The sequence below is a fragment of the Kushneria phosphatilytica genome, assembly GCF_008247605.1.
Taxonomy (GTDB): domain Bacteria; phylum Pseudomonadota; class Gammaproteobacteria; order Pseudomonadales; family Halomonadaceae; genus Kushneria; species Kushneria phosphatilytica.
In genome coordinates this window covers 1,154,649-1,173,975 of the sequence record NZ_CP043420.1, presented here as the reverse complement: position 1 = coordinate 1,173,975, position 19,327 = coordinate 1,154,649, and the positions used below count along the sequence as shown (strand labels likewise).

At 59.7% G+C, this 19,327-nt stretch carries 21 protein-coding genes; 9 read left to right on the top strand and 12 right to left on the bottom strand.

The features are described 5' to 3' along the window. Positions 1-39: 39 nt before the first annotated feature. Positions 40-255 carry a 30S ribosomal protein S21 gene (rpsU, locus tag FY550_RS05210; protein ID WP_019952611.1) on the bottom strand — a complete coding sequence of 72 codons (216 nt, stop codon included), beginning with the start codon at positions 253-255 and terminating at the stop codon, positions 40-42. A 304-nt stretch (positions 256-559) separates the two neighbouring features. Between rpsU and tsaD the strand changes: the two genes are divergently transcribed. Genes tsaD through folK form a run of 3 tightly spaced genes read left to right on the top strand, consistent with a single transcriptional unit; the run spans position 560 to position 2,503 of the window. Continuing rightward, a complete protein-coding gene (gene tsaD, locus FY550_RS05205; RefSeq protein WP_070976313.1) occupies positions 560-1,603 on the top strand; it encodes a tRNA (adenosine(37)-N6)-threonylcarbamoyltransferase complex transferase subunit TsaD in 1,044 nt (347 codons plus the stop codon). A 20-nt stretch (positions 1,604-1,623) separates the two neighbouring features. Continuing rightward, entirely contained in the window at positions 1,624-1,983 is a 360-nt protein-coding gene (gene folB, locus FY550_RS05200) for a dihydroneopterin aldolase (RefSeq protein WP_070976311.1), read from the top strand. Position 1,984: 1 nt separating this feature from the next. Next, positions 1,985-2,503: a 2-amino-4-hydroxy-6-hydroxymethyldihydropteridine diphosphokinase gene (gene folK / locus FY550_RS05195; protein WP_070976309.1), complete on the top strand. Its 519-nt coding sequence runs from the start codon at positions 1,985-1,987 to the stop codon at positions 2,501-2,503. Between the two features lie 24 nt (positions 2,504-2,527). On the opposite strand, the gene FY550_RS05190 is transcribed toward folK, so the two are convergent. The 7 genes from FY550_RS05190 to FY550_RS05160 all read right to left on the bottom strand — a co-directional run bounded on the left by FY550_RS05190 (position 2,528) and on the right by FY550_RS05160 (position 10,256). Then, positions 2,528-3,667: a polynucleotide adenylyltransferase gene (locus FY550_RS05190; protein ID WP_276204948.1), complete on the bottom strand. Its 1,140-nt coding sequence runs from the start codon at positions 3,665-3,667 to the stop codon at positions 2,528-2,530. Next, the gene (gene glpE / locus FY550_RS05185; RefSeq protein ID WP_070976306.1) at positions 3,664-4,011 is read right to left on the bottom strand and encodes a thiosulfate sulfurtransferase GlpE; all 348 of its coding nucleotides are present in this window, start codon (positions 4,009-4,011) and stop codon (positions 3,664-3,666) included. Before glpE ends, FY550_RS05190 begins: the two co-directional genes overlap by 4 nt. Then, positions 4,008-4,856 (bottom strand): symmetrical bis(5'-nucleosyl)-tetraphosphatase, encoded by an 849-nt coding sequence (locus tag FY550_RS05180; protein ID WP_070976304.1) that lies wholly within the window; start codon positions 4,854-4,856, stop codon positions 4,008-4,010. Before FY550_RS05180 ends, glpE begins: the two co-directional genes overlap by 4 nt. A 37-nt stretch (positions 4,857-4,893) precedes the next feature. Next, entirely contained in the window at positions 4,894-5,700 is an 807-nt protein-coding gene (rsmA, locus tag FY550_RS05175; RefSeq protein WP_070976302.1) for a 16S rRNA (adenine(1518)-N(6)/adenine(1519)-N(6))-dimethyltransferase RsmA, read from the bottom strand. A 19-nt stretch (positions 5,701-5,719) separates the two neighbouring features. Continuing rightward, a complete protein-coding gene (gene pdxA / locus FY550_RS05170) occupies positions 5,720-6,745 on the bottom strand; it encodes a 4-hydroxythreonine-4-phosphate dehydrogenase PdxA (protein ID WP_070976300.1) in 1,026 nt (341 codons plus the stop codon). After that, complete coding sequence (locus tag FY550_RS05165) at positions 6,742-7,749, bottom strand: peptidylprolyl isomerase (protein WP_149054398.1); 1,008 nt, start codon at positions 7,747-7,749, stop codon at positions 6,742-6,744. Before FY550_RS05165 ends, pdxA begins: the two co-directional genes overlap by 4 nt. 80 nt (positions 7,750-7,829) lie before the next feature. Next, positions 7,830-10,256, bottom strand: a complete 2,427-nt coding sequence (locus FY550_RS05160) for an LPS-assembly protein LptD (protein ID WP_149054397.1) — start codon at positions 10,254-10,256, stop codon at positions 7,830-7,832. A gap of 179 nt (positions 10,257-10,435) precedes the next feature. On the opposite strand from FY550_RS05160, the gene FY550_RS05155 reads away from it, so the two are divergent. From FY550_RS05155 to FY550_RS05135, 5 genes are all read left to right on the top strand, one after another. Next, entirely contained in the window at positions 10,436-11,482 is a 1,047-nt protein-coding gene (locus FY550_RS05155; protein WP_070976288.1) for an aminoglycoside phosphotransferase family protein, read from the top strand. After that, the gene (gene murU, locus FY550_RS05150; protein ID WP_149054396.1) at positions 11,479-12,144 is read left to right on the top strand and encodes an N-acetylmuramate alpha-1-phosphate uridylyltransferase MurU; all 666 of its coding nucleotides are present in this window, start codon (positions 11,479-11,481) and stop codon (positions 12,142-12,144) included. Before FY550_RS05155 ends, murU begins: the two co-directional genes overlap by 4 nt. A 72-nt stretch (positions 12,145-12,216) precedes the next feature. Further along, positions 12,217-12,642 (top strand): OsmC family protein, encoded by a 426-nt coding sequence (locus tag FY550_RS05145; RefSeq protein WP_070976284.1) that lies wholly within the window; start codon positions 12,217-12,219, stop codon positions 12,640-12,642. A 159-nt stretch (positions 12,643-12,801) separates the two neighbouring features. Next, positions 12,802-13,596 carry an adenosylmethionine decarboxylase gene (gene speD / locus FY550_RS05140; RefSeq protein WP_070976282.1) on the top strand — a complete coding sequence of 265 codons (795 nt, stop codon included), beginning with the start codon at positions 12,802-12,804 and terminating at the stop codon, positions 13,594-13,596. A gap of 88 nt (positions 13,597-13,684) precedes the next feature. Then, positions 13,685-14,743, top strand: coding sequence for an AI-2E family transporter (locus tag FY550_RS05135; RefSeq protein WP_070976280.1), 1,059 nt, complete (start codon positions 13,685-13,687; stop codon positions 14,741-14,743). Positions 14,744-14,825: 82 nt separating this feature from the next. Here the strand turns inward: FY550_RS05135 and coq7 are convergent, their stop codons facing one another. The 4 genes from coq7 to purD form a co-directional block, all read right to left on the bottom strand. Further along, entirely contained in the window at positions 14,826-15,467 is a 642-nt protein-coding gene (gene coq7 / locus FY550_RS05130) for a 2-polyprenyl-3-methyl-6-methoxy-1,4-benzoquinone monooxygenase (protein ID WP_070976277.1), read from the bottom strand. 183 nt (positions 15,468-15,650) lie between these two features. Then, entirely contained in the window at positions 15,651-15,992 is a 342-nt protein-coding gene (locus FY550_RS05125) for a histidine triad nucleotide-binding protein (RefSeq protein ID WP_149054395.1), read from the bottom strand. A 188-nt stretch (positions 15,993-16,180) separates the two neighbouring features. Further along, complete coding sequence (locus tag FY550_RS05120; protein ID WP_070976275.1) at positions 16,181-17,053, bottom strand: phosphoribulokinase; 873 nt, start codon at positions 17,051-17,053, stop codon at positions 16,181-16,183. A gap of 85 nt (positions 17,054-17,138) precedes the next feature. After that, positions 17,139-18,422, bottom strand: a complete 1,284-nt coding sequence (gene purD, locus FY550_RS05115) for a phosphoribosylamine--glycine ligase (protein WP_070976272.1) — start codon at positions 18,420-18,422, stop codon at positions 17,139-17,141. A gap of 183 nt (positions 18,423-18,605) precedes the next feature. On the opposite strand from purD, the gene FY550_RS05110 reads away from it, so the two are divergent. Next, on the top strand, positions 18,606-19,325 hold the full coding sequence (locus FY550_RS05110; RefSeq protein WP_070976270.1) for a 16S rRNA (uracil(1498)-N(3))-methyltransferase: 720 nt from the start codon (positions 18,606-18,608) through the stop codon (positions 19,323-19,325). The last annotated feature ends 2 nt before the right edge of the window (positions 19,326-19,327 follow it).

Here is a 19,327-nt window from a genome sequence, read left to right as displayed (position 1 = left end):
CGACCGCTTCTCGTACGCAGTACCGATTCGCCTGGGCGATCAGTACATCCGCTCGAAACGCTTGCGTTCACGCTGCAGCTTCTTGGCGTGACGCTTCACGGCAGCTGCTGCCTTGCGCTTGCGCTCGGCTGTCGGCTTTTCGTAATGCTCACGACGACGTACTTCGGAGAGCACGCCAGCCTTTTCACAGGAGCGCTTGAAGCGCCGCAGCGCTACGTCGAACGGTTCATTATCACGTACTTTGACAGAAGGCATTAAGCAATCACCACCTTAAGGTAACGTTTCAGTCATGAATGTGCTCAATACCGTCATCAACGGTCCGGGAGCACTTGCATCGCAAAATCGCACTGCAAAAGCCCGATTTTCACGATTGCAGCGCCAGGCCCATGACGCGGCCTTGATGCACAGCCCGGCTTGCAAGGTCAAGCATTGTACTCTTCAGCGATGCTGACTGCAAACTTGTGCATGTCGCTGACGGCGCCGCCCCCAGCGGGTAGAATGCGCCTCAATCACTGCCGTCCGCCGGGCGGCCATCACGCCATTTCCGGAGAGCGAGGCCATGCGCGTACTGGGCATCGAAACCTCCTGCGATGAAACCGGTGTTGCCCTGTTCGACAGCGAACGCGGGCTACTGGCCGATGCGCTACACAGTCAGACCGATCTTCACGCCGTTTACGGGGGCGTCGTACCCGAACTGGCATCACGCGATCATGTGCGCAGGCTGTTGCCGTTGATCGAGCAGGTATTCAGCGAAGCCGGGCTGGCAAGAGGCGAGCTGGATGCCATCGCCTATACCGCGGGTCCCGGCCTGATCGGTGCCTTGATGGTAGGCGCTTCGACAGCTCATGGGCTGGCAAAGGCCTGGCAGATACCGGTACTGGGCGTTCATCACATGGAAGGACATCTTCTGGCCCCCATGCTGGAAGAGGATCGTCCCGAGTTCCCCTTTGTCGCGCTACTGGTCTCCGGCGGCCATACCCAGCTGGTCGAGGTCCGGGACATCGGCTGTTATCGGCTACTGGGAGAGTCGGTCGACGATGCCGCCGGCGAGGCTTTTGACAAGACAGCACGCATGCTCGACCTGCCCTATCCGGGTGGTCCGCATGTCGCTCGCCTGGCCGAGCAGGGCAACCCGGAGCGTTTTCGCTTTCCACGACCGATGACGGACCGCCCCGGACTCGATTTCAGTTTCTCCGGGCTGAAGACCCATACCCTGACGACACTCCGCAAGCTGCAGGAGACGCATCCTGCAAGCGATCAGGATCGTGCCGATATTGCGCTCGCCTTCGAAGAGGCCGTGATCGATACGCTGGTCATCAAGTGCCGCCGTGCACTGGAGCAGACCGGGCTGACCCGACTGGTGGCCGCTGGCGGCGTCAGCGCCAACCGACGCCTGCGGGAACGGCTCGATGCCGCATTGGCACGCCGCGGCGCCCGGGTCTGGTATCCACGCGGCCGCTTCTGCACTGACAATGGCGCCATGATCGCCTATGCCGGGGCCCAGCGACTGCTGGCCGGCGAGTGCGACCCCGGCTCGATGCGCGCCGTTGCCCGCTGGCCACTACATGAGCTGACATCTCCGTCAGCCGCCAATCTCTCCTGACGTTTATTCGGGAAAGCATCATGGATACCGTACTGATCGAGGGTCTGGCACTGGAAGCCGTGATCGGCGTCTACAAGTGGGAACAACAGATTCATCAACGCTTGCTGCTCGATCTGGAGCTGGGTTGTGATATTGCTCGTGCCGCACGGGATGACGATCTTTCTGCCACGCTCGATTACGCTGCCATCAGTGCACGGCTTCAGAAATTCTGCAACGAACACCGCTTTGAACTCGTGGAAACCTTTGCCGAACGCATGGCCGAACTGTTGCAGCAGGCGTTTGGGGTCACCTGGGTGCGTCTGACGCTGCGAAAGCCTGGCGCGGTTGTTGATGCCGCGTTCGTCGGCATTCGCATCGAACGCGGACAGCGCGAGGGCTGAGATGAGCTATGTACTGAGCGGGCTGGGCAGCAATATCGACCGTTATCGTCATCTCGGCGCAGCGCTTGATGCTCTGCAAGGAGAATTCGGGTCTCTGGACATCTCACGGGTTTTCGAAAGTGAACCGGTCGGTTTCAGCAGCGGGCGTAACTTCTTCAATCTGGTGGTGGGCTTCAGGACCGATCTGAGCATCGGTGAACTATCACGCTGGAGCAAAACCCTCGAGAAGGCGCAGGGCCGGCGACATGATGCACCGAAATTCAGCTCCCGCAGTCTGGATATTGATCTGCTACTGGTCGATGACCACGTCGGGATCATCGATGGCGTCCACCTGCCGCGCGAGGAAATCACCCGTAATGCCTTCGTATTACGGCCGCTCGCCGAACTCTGCCCGCAGCGCCATCATCCACTTGAAGGCCGGTCCTTCGCCGAACTCTGGCAAACCTTCGACCCCGGACGTCAGCGACTCTGGCCGATTCATTTCGAATGGCAGGGAGGCTGTATCTCTCTGCCGGACTGAAGCGATGCAGCGCCGTTCCCTGTGTCATTCGGCCTTGTGCAGGGTCGCCTCTATCGCCTGCTGACGTCGCAGGGCAATCATGTGGCCGAGCTCGGCACCGCGATACCCCTCGGCCATCAGCGTTTGTGGCGATACTGCCAGCCCGGCAGCGTGCGCCTGCATCAACGGTGCTGCATCAATATCCGGACATCGCAGCGAAAGCGTGTGCAGGACACGTTCAATCCGTTCGGGGCGACGCCAGCCATCGATCGCCTTCAGCCAGTTGCCGATCCCCTCCGCCGAACGTATGGCCTGCCCATCAAGCTGTTCGAGACTGCGAATCAGCAACACGGCCTCTTCACGCCAGAGGTTGGGCACGCGCAGAGTGTCACCCAGAGTCTCGAACGCAGTTTCATCCAGTACCGACATCAACAGCGCAAAACGTTGCACCGCATCGCCTGCCAGCCCCTGAGTCAGACACCCGATGGCCACCGTCTCATGACCGACCAGCGCCGGCATCAGTTCATGCAGCGCCCCGCACTCCTGCAACGCCATGAAATAGGCCTGTGGCTGGGCCTCACCAAGTGCCCGTTCGGTCTCCTGCCAGACTCGTTCGGCGACCAGATCGTGCATCTCCCCCTGCGCCACCATGGTAGCCATCAGCGCCCGGGTTTCATCGGCGATACGAAATCCCCGGGGGGCCAGACGCGCCAGAAAGCGCGCCGTCCGCAACACCCGCAGGGGATCCTCGACAAAGGCCTCCGAGACATGGCGCAGCAGGCCGGCATCACAATCCCCGGCCCCGCCAAAGGGGTCGACCAGTTCGCCGGTAGCGCTACAGGCCATGGCATTGAGCGTCAGATCGCGTCTTCGCAAATCCTCTTCGAGCGTCACCGTGGGATCGGCATGCACCTCGAAGCCGGTGTAGCCGCGGCCGGACTTGCGTTCGGTACGCGCCAGCGCGTACTCCTCATGGCTCTCGGGATGCAGAAAGACCGGAAAATCGCGCCCCACCTGGCGAAAGCCGCGTTCAAGCATTGTCGCCACGGTAGTCCCGACCACCACCCAGTCACGATCCATGCTGGCGATGCCCAGTCGGGCATCGCGCACCGCTCCACCCACACAGTAGACCTCAAGTCCTCGGGTAGCCGGATCATCGCGGCGATCAAGCGGCGGACAGATCACGAACTTCCCTGCCCACCGCCGTTACGTGACGCCACGTGCTCGGGATGACGATACTGCCAATCGGTGAAGCCACCATCGAGGCTGTAAACCTCCTGAAAGCCCTGTCCGGCCAGCCAGCCGGCTGCCTGCTGGCTCGAGTGGCCGTGATAACAGACCACCACGACCGGTTGCTCCGGAGCAGCTCGATCGACGAAATCGCCCACACTGGTGTTGTCGAGATGCCGACTACCGGGAATATGGCCACTCTCGAAACTGAATGGATCGCGGATATCCACCAGCGTCAGCGGACGCTGCTCATCCAGCCAGAGCCTGAGCGTTGCCGGGTCGATATGATTGAAGCTCATGATGACTCTCCGTCTCGGGACGACACACTGATCGTGTCTTCGGTTTCCATATCGAGCGCTGTCAGTGAACGTCCCCACACACAACCAGTGTCCAGCGCGCGCACATCGATGCGTGCGCCCGGCGTTCGCCCTTCAAGTGCTGCCCAGTGACCGAAGATCAACCGCAGATTGTCCTGACGAGGATAGCTGAACCAGGGAAGGAAGCCCTCGGGCGCACTGTCGAGCCCCTCCTTGGCACTGAAGTCGAGCCGCCCCTCTGCATCAATGAAGCGCATTCGGGCGAAGATATTGATCAATGACCGCAGACGCGACCAGCCCGTGAGTGTCTCCTCGAACAATGCAGGCTCATTACCATAAAGCTCGGGCAGCAGCTCGAAAAAGGTGTCGCTGCGCAGTACCGCCTCCGTCTCCCTGGCCAGAGCGGCAGCATGGTCAAGCGACCATTGCGGCAGCAGACCCGCATGCGTCATGACGGTGGCCTCGCGCCCCCGAGTGCGATCAATATCGAAGGTCTGCTGAACGAGCAGCGGCTGACGACGCAGCCAGTCCATCAGTTCTTCACCATCCGGCGCATCCAGAATCGGGCGCAGCGTGTCGCCGCGCTTCTCCCGGCCATGCCCGTGCGCCACCACCAGCAGATGAAAATCATGATTGCCGAGCACCACCTCGACATGCTCATCGAGTGAATGGACAAGACGCAGACACTCCAGCGACTCGGGCCCCCGATTGATGAGATCGCCGGTCAGCCAGAGCCGATCGCGCCCCGGCTGAAAGTCGATTTTATCAAGCAGTGTTTCGAATTCGCGGCAACAGCCATGCAGATCGCCGATCGCCCAGGTCGTCATGCGTTACTCCCTTGCGGGGTGAGATTCATCATGTCCATTACTGCGGCCGTGTCACCGCCGGATGATTGGACAGTGCCACGAATTCGGCCACTGTCAGGGTTTCGGGCCGGCGGCCCGGATCGATCTCCAGCGCTGTCAGGGTCTCGCTGTCAATCCAGCCACGCAGGTTGTTGCGCAGGGTCTTGCGTCGCTGGGCGAAGGCACGTCTTACCAGTTCACTCAGCAAAGCTTCATCCTCGGCAACATGCGGCTTTTGCCCCCAGGGCACCAGCCGTACGATGCTTGACTCCACTTTCGGCTGCGGCACAAAAGCATCCGGCGGGACGCTGAACAGCGCCATGACCTGACAGTGGTACTGAGCCATCACCGATAGCCGACCCCATTGGCCACCACCCGGTTCAGCCGCCAGACGCTGAACCACCTCGCGCTGCAGCATGAAGTGCATGTCACGAATCGCCGCCCCGCTGTCGATCAGATGAAAGATCAGCGGCGTGGAAATGTTATAGGGCAGATTGCCGACCACACGCAAAGGCGGCCCTTCACCACGCAACTCGGCAAAATCGAAATGCAGCGCATCCCCCTCATACAGGCGAAAGTCGGGGTAGTTGAAAAACCGGGTGCGCAGTCCGGCCAGCAGATCACGATCAAGCTCGATGGCATCAAGCCTGCCATGGGCTTCCAGCAGCGCCCCGGTCAATGCACCCTGACCCGGGCCTATTTCAACCAGTCGATCCTCCGGTCGTGGCTGGATACTTTTTACGATTCGGGCGATGACACGATCATCGCGCAGAAAGTTCTGACCGAAACGTTTGCGTGCCCGCAAGGGGCCGGGAGAATTTGCCATGGTTCGAATATCCGGGGGGTCAGCGTGCGGGCGAGGCGTGGACCATCTCCAGCGCCATATCGAGGGCGACATGCAGACTGCCGGGATCTGCCTGACCGGTGCCAGCCAGATCCAGCGCAGTGCCGTGATCGACCGAGGTGCGAATCAGCGGGAGCCCCAGGGTGATATTGGCCGCCCGGCCGAAACCGGCATGTTTGAGCACCGGTAGCCCCTGATCATGGTACATCGCCAGAATGGCATCGGCGCCCTCGAGATGATGCGGTGTAAACAGGGTGTCCGCGGGGAGCGGCCCTTCTACGGCAAGCCCCTTGCGGCGCAGTTTTTCCAGCACCGGAATAATGACATCGATCTCCTCCCGGCCCAGGTGCCCCGCTTCTCCAGCATGAGGATTGAGCCCACAGACCCGCACCAGTGGCTGGTCGATACCGAAATGACGTCGCAGGTCCTGATCCAGGAGCATCAGCACATGCTCAAGCAGCGCTGGTGTCAACGCCTGACTGACCTCCTTCAGTGGCAGATGAGTGGTCGCCAGCGCCACGCGCAGGGCCGATTCGCCCAGACGGGTCGCCAGCATCATGACCACTTCTTCCACGCCGCAGAGGTCACGCAGGAACTCGGTATGACCGGTAAAGCCGATATGCCCGGCCTCGATGATCGCCCCCTTGTGAATCGGGGCTGTCACCATGGCAGCCGCCTGCCCCGATAGACAGGCGTGCGCTGCTATACGCAGGGTTTCCAGCACATAATCGGCATTAACGGGATTCAGCACACCCGCCCGGGATGGCTCACGCAGTGCTATCGGCCATACTGCCAGCTGGCCGCTGACGAGAGCGGGGACCGGCTCATCCGCCGCAAGTTCGATCACTTCAAGGGCGAGCCCGATACTGCGGGCCCGTTCGCGCATCAAGTGCGGATCGGCTACCGCCACCAACCGGACCGGCCGTTCATACGGCTCACAGGCCAGCCTCGCCACCAGCTCGGGGCCAATACCAGCCGGCTCCCCTGGCGTCAGGGCAATGACCGGGCTATCCGATCGCTCGGTCACTGGCTACTGCCCGCAGTATTACCGTGCTCATCAAGACGGTTATCAATGTAAGCCGAGGCTCTGATCTCCTGAGTCCAGGCCTCAAGCTGATCATTGACCTTGCGCTCGAACAGACGACGACGAACCTGATCACGCTGCTGATCGGCACTGCCACCACCGCGCTTGTCGAGCAGCTTGACCAGGTGATAGCCGCTGGGGCTGCGAATCGGCTGACTGACATCGCCTACCGACATGTCAGGTACCACATCAGAAAAAACGGTGGGCAGCTCGGCCCCGCTACGCCAACCCAGATCGCCGCCATCGAGGGCATTCGAACCATCGGACTGGCTGGCCGCTACCTGCTCAAAGCTGGCCTTGCCCGATTCGATTCGTTCGCGCAACTGCTGGGCCTTCTGTTTGGCCGCCTGCGCCTGCTGAGGCGTAGGCGCCTCCGGCACCGCGATCAGAATATGCCCCAGGTGATACTGTACATTGGCATTGGCACCGGCATTCTGCAGATACTGATCAACCTCGCGATCAGTAATATTGACCTGACCAGCCACTTCATGCTGCTGCACCTGGTTGATCAGTAATTCACGGCGCACCTGCTCACGTACATCTCCCAGCGACAGACCCTGCTTTTGCAGATGCTGCGAGAACTGATCCAGGGTCATGTCATTATTTTGGGCAATCGAACGCAATGCCTTGTTGAGCTGGGTATCACTGACCGAGAGATTGGCACGCTGCGCCATCTGCAACTCGATCTGTTCGGTAATCATGCGCTGCAATACCTGGTGGCGCAGTTCGCTGTCATCCGGCATGGGCACGTTACGACTCTGCAGCTGACTGCGAACCTGCCTGACGCGGTCGTCAAGTTCGGTCGACATGATGGCATCATCGTTGACGACAGCCACGATGCGCGCCAGCGGTTTGACCTCGGCATGCGCCAGCGGTGTGAGCACCAGCGCCATGACCAGAGCCAGCAGCGGTGCGAGACGCGGGTTGCGCAGGTTGCCTGCTTTCATGAGACTCTCTTCCTGATATACAAACGTGATTGTCGAGCACTACTCATCCCCGACCGCGCGAAGCGGTCGGAGCACATCGTTCAGAAACGATCGGGTCGATAGCCTGGAATCGCATCGGCGTAGTAGCTGTCCGGTGGCGTACCCAGACCGCCCAGCCCCTTGAGCACGAAGCGCAGGAAAATACCGCGCTTGGTCTCGTCATCTTCGATGGTATTGGCCGAGTCATCGTCATCAACCCACTCGCGCCAGGCCACTTCCACGCCGTAGCAGCAATCGTCGAACCTGATGCCTGCCAGCTTCTCGAGCGAGCGACTGTTGGTCTGATCGTAGAGATAGCGACCCAGCAGGGAAATGCCCGGCGTCGCCTTCCACGCGAAGGAGACATCGTATTCATCGCGGTTATAGCCGAGTCGGTCATCGTTGTCTCCGGAGGGGTCGAAGCCTTCAACCTCCCAGCGATAGCCGAGATTGAGTACCAGACCACCCTCGGGATCGTGATAACGCAGATAGCTGGCGCTCTTCTCGGTACGATCACGATGAGTATCGTAGAAAAGTGCCTGACGGGCTGACCAGGCATCAGTGATCTGCCAATCCAGCTGACCGATTACCGGTGATTCGTCACGATGATTACGATAATCGAGTTCATCCCGGTAGGTATCATTGAGGTTATCGTATTGCGCATCCACCACGCGACGATTCTCGAAATAGTGGCTCTGCCCTATCGAGAGCGCCAGTCTTTCGCGACCGGTGTCGTCCTCCAGAAAGCGCGAAGCCACACCATAGGAGACCTTGTTGACATCGCCGATCCGATCGATGCCGCTGAACCGGAATGGCGACCAGAGCTGGCCATAGGAGAGCGGCTGCTCATCAGTATCGAACTCGGGGTAGTCACTCTGATCCCGATACGGCACATACGCATAATAAAGGCGTGGCTCCAGCGTCTGTCGATAGCCATCACCGAAGAATGAGGTCTCGCGCTCGAAGATCAGACCGGAGTCGACCGAATAGATCGGCACCGTTCGGTCAGGGGTATCATCGCGCCCTTCCGCGCCGTTTCGATTGTGCCAATCGAGATCATACTGGGTATACATCAGCTGCATGCGGGGCTCGAAAAAGCCCCAGGACGGGGAACGACGATAGCCGATCGCCGGTGCCAGATTCAGCCGGGTACCGGTCGCTGCCTCGCGAATAGGCACATTATCGGCTTCAACATCGCGCCAGAAGTTGATCGCCGAGGTGTTCCACTCTTCGTAAAGGCCGCTGTCCTGACGCCAGCTGCCATTGGCAATCAGGGCGGGCAGCTCATAGAACGGCTTGTCATCGTCACGTAGCGGATAGTCCATCTTCTGGTAGCCGCGAGCCCGTGCCTGCAGATGCCAGGCGCTGCCGGCGTAATCGATACGCGCCAGCCGCTCCAGATTGTCGGTGTCCTTTTCGCCAAAGGTCTGCCCGAAGTCATCAAAGTAATTGCCATCGCTGGCCGCGCCGTAGCGCAGATTGTAGAGCGTACGATCATTGAGCTGACCATTCTGGGCAAAACGGAAGAGCCAGCGATCCTCTCCTTTCAGATCATCGCCATTGTCTTCATCCGTGCCTTGTTGATCATCAGGGAGATAGTTCCCTTCAATGAAACCGGCATTGTTCTCATCGATCAGGTAGCGGAACTGGCCACCCAGCATGGCACCACGATTGACCATATAGCGCGGCGTGATGGTCGCATCGTAATTGGGCGCCAGATTGAGATAGTACGGCTGGGCATAATCCAGCCCGTTATCTCCGCTGAAGCCGACCGTGGGCCATAAAAACCCGCTCTGGCGACGATCATCAATGGGGAAACGCACCCAGGGCCAGTAGAAGACCGGCACATCCTCAACCTCGAGACGTGCATTGGTGGCCGTACCATAGCCCTTTTCACGATTGAGCGTTACGTCACTTCCGACGATCTTCCACAGGCTGCTCTGAGGATCACAGCTGGTATAGGTGGCACTGGTCAGACGGTATCGACCATCCTTCAATCGGGCCAGCCGATCGGCATCGCCGCGAATATGCTGATCGTGTACGACGTAGTGTGCCTGGTCGACATGAGCGGCATCGCTGACAAGCGAGACCTGGCCATCGCTGCCACGCACCAGCACACCCGGCCGACGCCAGGTCAGCGGGCCGTCCAGTGTTGCCTGAGTACGTGCCTTGTTCACGGTCACCCGTGAGGCCTCGACCTGCTGATCGCCGCGGCGCAGAACGACATCACCATTGAGAATGGTCTGCCCATCCAGACCGTAATCGGCATTGTCGGCCGAGGAACGAATCTGGGACGTTGTTTTCCCTGGCGCGAGGCGATACTCCGGCATGACATAGTGTCCGCGGCACAAGGCGTCGCCGGGGCGGTCAGCCCCCCATGGCTGCCAGTCGAGCTGATCAGCCGGTAGCGGTTCGGGGGCCGCCTGGGCGCCGATTGACGTAAGCAGCCCCGTCAGAGAGGCGGCGGTCCAGAAAAGTCGCTGGCCCATGATCCCTGGATATCCTTGCTGTCATAAAGCGGTGTACTGGCACCTGAAAACCGGTATCGTACCCAGCCGGCATCTTTTACTGCTTACTGCGCGGTTCATGCACACGCAGCATCCGGCTGGATGGCAAAACTGCGTCAGCATGCGGCGCGCGACCCGGACCGTCAACCTGAGGAGGTTTCATGGACACGCGGCTCGATGCCCTGCGCCAGTGGGTGGCACAGCGCCATCGGTTGCGCCCGGACACCCTGGATCTCGGCGTGATCGCCGACGATGCCAGTTTCCGCCGCTATTTTCGCCTGACCCTGCCCGATGGCAGCACCCGCATTCTGATGGATGCCCCACCCGAACAGGAAGATTGCCGAGCCTTTGTCGAGATCGCAAGTCAATGGCGCCAGGGAGGCCTACCGGTGCCGCGCATTGAGAAAGCCGATATCGAACAGGGTTTCATCGAGTTGCAGGATCTTGGCGACATCATGCTGCGCTCGCAGCTGCAGGAGTTGCAGCAACACCCTTCGCCGGCCGGCAGCAGTCTGCCGGCACCCGTCATCAACCGAATGGCGCAGGCCATTGAACTCGCGGTCGATGTCGCCACCCAGCCTGCCGATCAGCTACCGAGCTACGACAGCGAATGGCTGGGCCGTGAGCTCGATCTTTTTCCGCAATGGTGTCTGCACTGGCTTTCCCTGACGCCACCCGACGAGTGGCCTCGACTTCGTGACACGCTGATCAGCTCGATGATCGATCAGCCCCAGGTAACGGTACACCGTGACTTTCACCCCCAGAACCTGATGTGTCATCAAAATCGACTCTGGATCATCGACTTTCAGGGCGCTGTACGTGGACCACTGACCTATGATCCGGCCTCGCTGCTGCGTGATCGCAATCCGGCCTGGCCGGATCGAGCGCAGCGGCACTGGATCGAGGCCTGGCATCGCCGCGCCCATGACCATGGCCTGATCGAGCCGGTATCCGCCAGAGCCATTCGTGAGCTGGTCGATGCCAGTGCCACCCAACGCAGTCTCAAGGTGCTGGGGCTGTTCTGCCGGCTGGCACACCGCGATGGCAAATCCCGCTATCTGCGCATGCTGCCGCTGTTCGCCGAACATGTACGTCAGGGACTGAATCGACAACAATTCGGTGGTTTTCATCACTGGTTTGAACATACCTTCATGCCCGGGCTGGATGCGCGCCTGTCCGAATCCACCAGTATGGGGGGCGCTTCATGAAAGCGATGATTCTGGCAGCCGGTTTCGGGCGCCGCATGCGTCCGTTGACCGAGCATACGCCCAAACCGCTGTTAAAGGCCGGTGGCCGTCCGCTGATTGTTCATCATCTCGAGCGGTTGCGCCGCGCCGGTATCACGGAAGTCGTCATCAATGTCAGTCATCTGGCCGAGCAACTGATCGCAGCGCTGGGGGATGGCGAGACATATGGCATCCATATCCACTGGAGTCGTGAAGCCAGCCCGCTGGAAACGGCTGGCGGGATTCGCCGTGCCCTGCCACTGCTGGGCGAAGCCCCTTTTGTGCTGATCAACGGGGATGTCTGGTGCGATCTTGAGCCCACCCGACTGACCCTGGCCTCCGGCGATCTTGCCCAGCTGGTCATGGTTGATAACCCTCTCCAGCACCGCGAGGGAGATTTCCATCTGGATGCGCACAACAGACTGCACACCGAGGGGATACCAAAGCTGACCTATGCCGGCCTCGCTCTGATCGATCCTGCACTGGTCGCCCATCTGACCGATGGCAAGCCCTGCCGTCTGGCACCACTACTCACCGAGGCCATACAGCAGAATCGGATAGGTGGTTATCATTACCGTGGTGACTGGGATGATATCGGCACCCCCGACCGACTGGCTCGACTTGATGCCCGCCTCTCCCGATAACAGGGTGCCGTGTGGGCAGACCGGCCGGTCATTTCGGACTCTTACACTTGTCAATTACAGGACAGCATTGCAATGAAAGCGCGCGTCAAATGGACCGATGGCCGTCAGTTCGTCACCGAATCAGGCAGCGGACATGCTGTTGTCATCGATGGCAACCCCGATAATGGTGGCCGTAATACCGGCCCTCGTCCGATGGAAATGTTGCTGATGGGGCTGGGCGGCTGTACATCCTATGATGTCATCAACATCCTTGAAAAAGCGCGAGCCGATGTCACCGATTGCGTTGCCGAGATCGAAGCCGAACGGGCCGACTCGACACCGGCGGTCTTTACTCGCATCCACATTCACTTTGTGGTCACCGGACGCAGCCTGAAGGAAGAACGCGTCAAACGGGCTGTCGAACTCTCGGCAGAGAAATACTGCAGTGCCTCTTTGATGCTCGAGCGTGGCGGGGTCGAGATCAGCCATGACTTCGAGATTCGCGAGGCAGGCGCCTGAATCAACAGGCCGGCTGGCGAGAACAGGTGCAACACTGCCCCAGCCTGTGCATAATACGCGGCCTTGCAGGGGAAGGTGCATATCGACTTTCCCTGCCTGTCCGGGTTCCGACGCCAGCTCGTCGGGTGAACCACCGCCGTGCAATCGGGAGGTTCGGAATTGACCAGCAAGCTCCGACTCCATGGGTTCAACAACCTGACCAGCTCGCTGAGCTTCAACATCTACGACATTTGTTACGCGAAGACGGAAGAGCAGCGCCTCGCCTATATCGATTATATCGATGAGCTGTACAACGCCGAGCGCCTGACTCAGATACTGCGCGATGTCAGCAATATCATCGGCGCCCATGTTCTTAATGTGGCGCGTCAGGATTACGAGCCCCATGGCGCCAGCGTCACCCTGCTGATTGCAGAGCATGAGCTTGATCAGGAGGAGGCCGAACATATCGAACCCGGTCCCGGACCGCTGCCGGAAACCGTGGTGGGGCATCTCGACAAGAGCCACGTGACGGTACACACCTACCCAGAGTCGCATCCGGATAACGGCATCAGTACCTTCCGACTGGATATTGATGTCTCGACCTGCGGGATGATTTCACCGCTCAAGGCCCTCAACTATCTGATTCACAGCTTCGACTCCGATATCGTGACCACCGACTACCGGGTTCGCGGCTTTACCCGTGATGTCGATGGCCGCAAGCTGTTCATTGATCACGACATTGCCTCGATTCAGGACTACATTGCCGAGGATACCAAGCGCGCCTATCAGATGACCGACGTCAATGTCTATCAGGAGAATCTTTTTCACACCAAGATGCTGCTGAAGGACTTCAACCTCGATAATTATCTGTTCGGCACATCGCGACGCGATCTCTCCTTCGAAGAAGCCGACGATATCGAGCGCCGCCTGCGACGCGAGATGCTGGAAATCTTCTATTCGCGCAACATGGACTGAGGTTTTCGTCTGCAGACGATGCCCTACAGCCCGGTCCCGGCCTTGCGGCCGGGCACTTGCCCATCAGGGTACATACCGGAGCGCATAAATGGATAAACCGGTTGATCGCCGATTTTTCGGTTTGTTGCTGGCAGGCGTCTCGGTCGCCTTCTGCTGGATTCTGCTGCCCTTCTTCAGCGCCATATTCTGGGGTGTCATTCTGGCGCTACTGTTCATGCCACTTCAGCAGCGCATGCTCGGGTTATGGCAGGGCCGTCGCAATGCAGCAGCCTTTACCACCCTGATGATCTGTCTGGTCATTGTCATCATTCCGGTTATCTTCATTGCCGCCTCACTGGTACAGGAAGGTGCCAGCGTCTATCAGCGGATACGCTCGGGCGACCTTAACCTGGGACTCTGGATAGAGCAGATTCGGTCAGCCCTGCCCCCCACGGTGCAACAATGGCTGCAAGGCGTCGGTATCGGCGATTTTTCCGGCCTGCGCGATCGCCTCTCGGCAGGGGCCATGCAGGGCAGTCAGTTTCTTGCCGGCCAGGCCGTCAATATCGGTCAGAATACCCTGCAGTTCGTGATCAGTTTCGGGGTCATGCTCTATCTGCTGTTTTTCCTGCTACGTGACGGCGTAACGCTTGCCCGGCGTATTCGCCAGGCCATTCCGCTGAGCCCACGCCAGAAACATCAGCTTTTGAGCAAGTTCATCGCCGTTACCCGCGCCACCGTCAAGGGCAATATCATCGTGGCCGCCACCCAGGGCGCCCTGGGGGGGATTGCTTTCTGGCTACTTGGGATCGAGGCACCCCTGCTGTGGGGGGTCGTAATGGCCTTTCTGTCATTGTTGCCTGCCATCGGTGCCGGGCTGATCTGGGCGCCTGTGGCCATCTGGCTGATGGCCATCGGAGACATCGGGCGCGGAGTCATTCTGATTGCGGTGGGCGTACTGGTCATCGGGATGGTAGATAATGTATTGCGCCCGATTCTGGTCGGCAAGGATACCAAGCTGCCGGACTATGTCGTCCTGATTTCCACTCTGGGCGGCATGGCTCTGTTCGGTATCAATGGCTTTGTCATCGGCCCGCTGATTGCCGCGCTTTTCATCTCGGCATGGGATCTACTGGCCACCGAGACAGACAGCGAACGCCCCCGATGACACGTCATTGCCGGGGCAACCCGGCAGTCGTGCAATTCGCGGTCCCAGTGCCCGACGGCGCCGCTGAATTTGCCCAGGGCACTTATCTCAGCCGTTTGCCCGGCCCTATCGCGCCGGCCACCTTCGATAATCCCCAGCGCAACGGAGCAGGCAAACGCCGCCCGCCAGCTTCCAGGGCAGTGTAGGCATGGTGCACCTTGTCATCGCGCATGCGTTCAAGGATAGCCCGCGAGCGCTGGTCGCCTCCGGGCAGATACCGCAACTGGGTTTCCAGACGGGTCGTCGCCAGTTCGGAACCGGCGTGAATGAATCCCAGGCTGATCGGATCACTGATTCTGCCCACCATGACCCCGACGCCAAATGAGGCAGCGTAGTATAACGGATTGAGGGGACTGGTATGGGCACCCAGTTCCTTCAGCCGCCCCTCGCACCAGGCCAGGTGGTCACGTTGATCATCAGCGGCATCCGAAATTCGCTGACCGATAATGGCGTTACGGGCCATCAGCCCCTGACCGTGGTAATGCCCCTGGGTACAAATGCCACTGCTGTGATTGAAACGCATCAGTGAAATGATCTGGCGGCGCTCAAGTCGACCCGCAGCCGTATCACCGGCACCCAGCGCCGGTGAAGGTCGTATTGGCACCAGAGCGCCAGGCACCAGGGTGCGCAGCATACCATCGAGCTGAATTATCCAGCGGTCCCGGGTTCGCCATTGACGTGTCATCGTCCCTCCTTGCGTGAATCACGTATTCCAGTCTGACCAATATCCGCGATACCACTTTTGCTGCAGAAAAACCCCTAATGCCGAGCGACATCGGGCGTCGCGGTCACAACGCTCAGCGACAATCCCTGTTATAACGCATGCGCCATGATGCAACGACGCGCTTCAACACCGGCAACTGCGAGTTCAACCGGCCGGCCAGGTAAAGCGACGACCGCCCATCAGGTGCAGATGAATATGGTAAACAGTCTGACCACCATACTCGTTGCAGTTCATGACTACCCGGTAGCCTTCTTCCGCGATGCCACGTTCACGAGCGATGTGCGCCGCGGTCAGATGCAGCCGACCGACCAGTTCCAGATCATCCTCGGTGATGTCATTGAGTGTGGCGATCGGTTTCTTCGGAATGATCAAAACATGGGTGGGCGCCTGAGGATTGATATCGTTGAACGCCAGCACCTGGTCGTCTTCAAAGACAATCTCGGCGGGAATCTCGCGATTGATGATCTGATCGAAAAGCGTGGCCATGGCAACTCCGGAAGTGGCTGAATTGAGACGACAAGCCGTCACATTAACACTACTGATCGGGTGAATGGCGACGATGGCAGGCAGGGCACTCCTGCCTTCATGTCAGTACCTGTGAACGCCATCACCTCAACAGTGTCTTCATAATCAGCTGACAATAGCGCCAAAAGCGCAGTTCGGATCTCATCCGGTCAGCGGAAGCGACGCTGCGCCAGCAGTTGCTCCACTCGCGGCGCCAGAATCAGCTCGATGGCCAGTGGCATCTGGGAGCCCGGCACCACAAGAGTATTGGGCCGTGTCATGAAGGCATCACGCAGCATCGTCAACAGGTAAGGGAAATCGGCACTGGTGCGATCCCGAAACCGAATGACCACAAAGGATTCGGCATCGGAAGGGATCGCCTGGGGTTCGAACGGGTTGGAAGTGTCCACACTCGGCACCCGCTGGAAGTTGATATGAGTGCGTGAGAACTGCGGCAGGATATGCCGCACATAATCATGCATCCGGCCCAGGATGGTATCGACTACCGCCTCATGAGAGTAACCACGCATGTTGATATCGCGGTCAATCTTCTGGATCCACTCCAGATTGACCGTCGGCGTCACTCCCACCAGCAGATCGACATGACGGGCGATGTCATGATGTTCCGACACCAGCCCGCCATGTAGTCCTTCATAGAACAACAGATCAGTGCCGCCCGGCAGCGACTGCCATTCGGTGAAAGTCCCTACTCGATAGCCCTGCTCGAGCATGCGCTTGTCTTCGGCATGAATATACTGCCGATAGATACCGGTGCCCTGTTCGCCATATTCGATGAACAGATTTTCCAGTCGATCAAGCAGATTGGCTTCGACCGCAAAATGCGATAGCTCGTGTTTGCGCTCCGGCTCCTGCTCAAAAATGCGTGCCAGATCATCACGAGAGTAACGGTGGAAAGCATCGCCATCGACGAAAGCGGCGTGAATGGCCTCGCGCGCAAACATGCGCTCAAAGGCCCGCCGCACCGTAGTAGTGCCCGCTCCGGATGACCCGGTCACGGCAACGATGGGATATTCGCGCGACATGACCCCTCTCCTCGCTCGACGTACTCCGACAACGTGCCGGAGCACGTCCCGACGAACGTCAACATGGCGGCAGCCGATAAAGTCCTCAGCCGCGGTTCAACGCCCGATGCGCAATATCCCGCCGATAGAAGCCATCCTCCATGCGAATGGCCTTCAGTCCATCATAGGCACGATCGCGGGCAGCCTGCACATCCTCGCCCAATGCCGTGACGCACAGTACGCGACCGCCGCTACTGACTACACCGCCGGCCTCGCTTTCGGCAGTACCGGCCTGGAAGACCCGACGGCCTTCTGCCTCGCAGGCTTCCATGCCCTGAATCGGCACGCCCTTGCGATAACTGCCCGGATAGCCGCCGGCAGCCAGCACCACCCCGACGGCAGCACGCTCATCCCACTCGCAGGTCTGGCCATCGAGTCGACTCTCGAGGGCTGCCAGACAGTGCTCCATGAGATCACTGCGTAGTCGCATCAGGATCGGCTGAGCCTCGGGGTCGCCGAAGCGGCAGTTGAATTCGATGACTTTCGGCGCCCCCTCGGGGGTGATCATCAAACCGGCATACAGAAAGCCGGTATAAGGACAGCCTTCACTCGCCATACCGGCAATGGTAGGGGTAATGACCTCATCCATGATGCGCTGATGAACCGCCTCACTGACGACCGGGGCCGGTGAATAAGCGCCCATCCCACCGGTATTGGGCCCCTGATCATCATCATAAGCCCGCTTGTGATCCTGACTGGTGGCCAGCGGCAGCACATGCTCACCATCGGCCATGACAATGAAACTGGCCTCTTCGCCTTCAAGGTACTCCTCAATGACCACGCGAGCACCGGCATCGCCGAAGGCATTACCGGAGAGCATGTCACGAATTGCCGCCTCGGCTTCATCCAGCGTCATGGCAACCACCACGCCCTTGCCGGCAGCCAGCCCATCGGCCTTGATCACGATCGGCGCGCCCTGCTGATGCAGATAATCGAGCGCCTCATCGAGATCGGTAAAGCTGCGATACTGCGCCGTGGGAATATCATGGCGCGCCAGGAAATCCTTGCTGAAGGCCTTGGACCCTTCCAGACGAGCCGCTGCCTGCGTCGGCCCGAAGATGGCCAGCCCGGCCCCACGGAAACGATCCACTACACCGGCCACCAAAGGTGCTTCGGGCCCCACGATAGTCAGATCGATGGCGTGATCGCTGGCAAAGGCCACCAATCCTTCAAGATCGGTAGCGGCTACATCCGCATTGGCTACACCGGGTTCGCGAGCAGTCCCGGCATTGCCCGGTGCAACCCAGACACGCTCGACCCGTGTCGATTGCACGATTTTCCACGCCAGGGCGTGCTCACGGCCTCCGCCGCCAATGATCAGAACCTTCATGACGTCCCATCCTGTCGAGGGGCACACGGAGTGTGCCCGCGTATTGCAAACCGTTGTGTCAAATGGTGCTCATTATGTCAGGCCACCCGGTGATCCGCCACGCAGTCACAGGCCCCACCCGGGCAGCAATGATGACAGCAGGTTATCATGGGGGGCTGCAGACACCCTTCAAGCGAGCGCCCCATGAACCTGTTGTTGCTCAAGCCAGAGGAACAGTACTCACCGAATACCGCTCGGGTTACGGACCCACGCCGTCTTCGCCACCTGCATGACGTCCATCGAGCCAGACAAGGCGACACACTAATGGTCGGGGTCGAAGAAGGCGGTATCGGTCGCGCCATCATCACCGAACTGTCCAGCGATGCCGTCGAGCTTACGTTTGACGCACTGGATCAAACACCGCCAGCGGCCCTCCCGGTTCATGTATTGCTGGCCCTGCCCCGCCCACGCATGCTGGCACGTACGCTGGAAAACATTGCTGCACTAGGGGTCAAGGAACTGACGCTGCTCCATACCGCCCGGGTCGAGAAAAGCTTCTGGCAGTCACCGGAGTTGAGCGTGTCACGTATCCACGACCATCTGATACTGGGACTGGAACAGGCGCGCGATACCCGACTGCCCCGCATTCATATGGCACCGCGTTTTCGCCCTTTCGTGGAAGATACGCTCCCAAACCTGATCGAGAATCGCCGGGCATTGCTGGCACATCCCGGGCAATCCTCGGCCTGTCCCCGTCAATTGCCCCTTGATTCGCCGGTCACCCTGGCCATCGGGCCGGAAGGTGGATTTGTCGACTACGAAGTCGAGCGTTTGCTGGCTGCCGGGTTCGAGGGTATCCATCTGGGCGAGCGTATTCTGCGGGTGGAAACCGCCGTGGTGGCATTACTGGCACGGCTCTTCTGATC

Bases quoted from the DNA above. Each gene is read 5' to 3' on its own strand.
- FY550_RS05135 (WP_070976280.1), top strand. From the start codon at position 13,685: ATGGATAAACCGGTTGATCGCCGATTTTTCGGTTTGTTGCTGGCAGGC.
- FY550_RS05160 (WP_149054397.1), bottom strand. From the start codon at position 10,256: ATGGGCCAGCGACTTTTCTGGACCGCCGCCTCTCTGACGGGGCTGCTT.
- FY550_RS05155 (WP_070976288.1), top strand. From the start codon at position 10,436: ATGGACACGCGGCTCGATGCCCTGCGCCAGTGGGTGGCACAGCGCCAT.
- FY550_RS05125 (WP_149054395.1), bottom strand. From the start codon at position 15,992: ATGGCCACGCTTTTCGATCAGATCATCAATCGCGAGATTCCCGCCGAG.
- folB (WP_070976311.1), top strand. From the start codon at position 1,624: ATGGATACCGTACTGATCGAGGGTCTGGCACTGGAAGCCGTGATCGGC.
- coq7 (WP_070976277.1), bottom strand. From the start codon at position 15,467: ATGACACGTCAATGGCGAACCCGGGACCGCTGGATAATTCAGCTCGAT.
- FY550_RS05120 (WP_070976275.1), bottom strand. From the start codon at position 17,053: ATGTCGCGCGAATATCCCATCGTTGCCGTGACCGGGTCATCCGGAGCG.
- FY550_RS05165 (WP_149054398.1), bottom strand. From the start codon at position 7,749: ATGAAAGCAGGCAACCTGCGCAACCCGCGTCTCGCACCGCTGCTGGCT.
- folK (WP_070976309.1), top strand. From the start codon at position 1,985: ATGAGCTATGTACTGAGCGGGCTGGGCAGCAATATCGACCGTTATCGT.
- rpsU (WP_019952611.1), bottom strand. From the start codon at position 255: ATGCCTTCTGTCAAAGTACGTGATAATGAACCGTTCGACGTAGCGCTG.
- purD (WP_070976272.1), bottom strand. From the start codon at position 18,422: ATGAAGGTTCTGATCATTGGCGGCGGAGGCCGTGAGCACGCCCTGGCG.
- glpE (WP_070976306.1), bottom strand. From the start codon at position 4,011: ATGAGCTTCAATCATATCGACCCGGCAACGCTCAGGCTCTGGCTGGAT.
- FY550_RS05145 (WP_070976284.1), top strand. From the start codon at position 12,217: ATGAAAGCGCGCGTCAAATGGACCGATGGCCGTCAGTTCGTCACCGAA.
- tsaD (WP_070976313.1), top strand. From the start codon at position 560: ATGCGCGTACTGGGCATCGAAACCTCCTGCGATGAAACCGGTGTTGCC.
- rsmA (WP_070976302.1), bottom strand. From the start codon at position 5,700: ATGGCAAATTCTCCCGGCCCCTTGCGGGCACGCAAACGTTTCGGTCAG.
- FY550_RS05110 (WP_070976270.1), top strand. From the start codon at position 18,606: ATGAACCTGTTGTTGCTCAAGCCAGAGGAACAGTACTCACCGAATACC.
- FY550_RS05180 (WP_070976304.1), bottom strand. From the start codon at position 4,856: ATGACGACCTGGGCGATCGGCGATCTGCATGGCTGTTGCCGCGAATTC.
- murU (WP_149054396.1), top strand. From the start codon at position 11,479: ATGAAAGCGATGATTCTGGCAGCCGGTTTCGGGCGCCGCATGCGTCCG.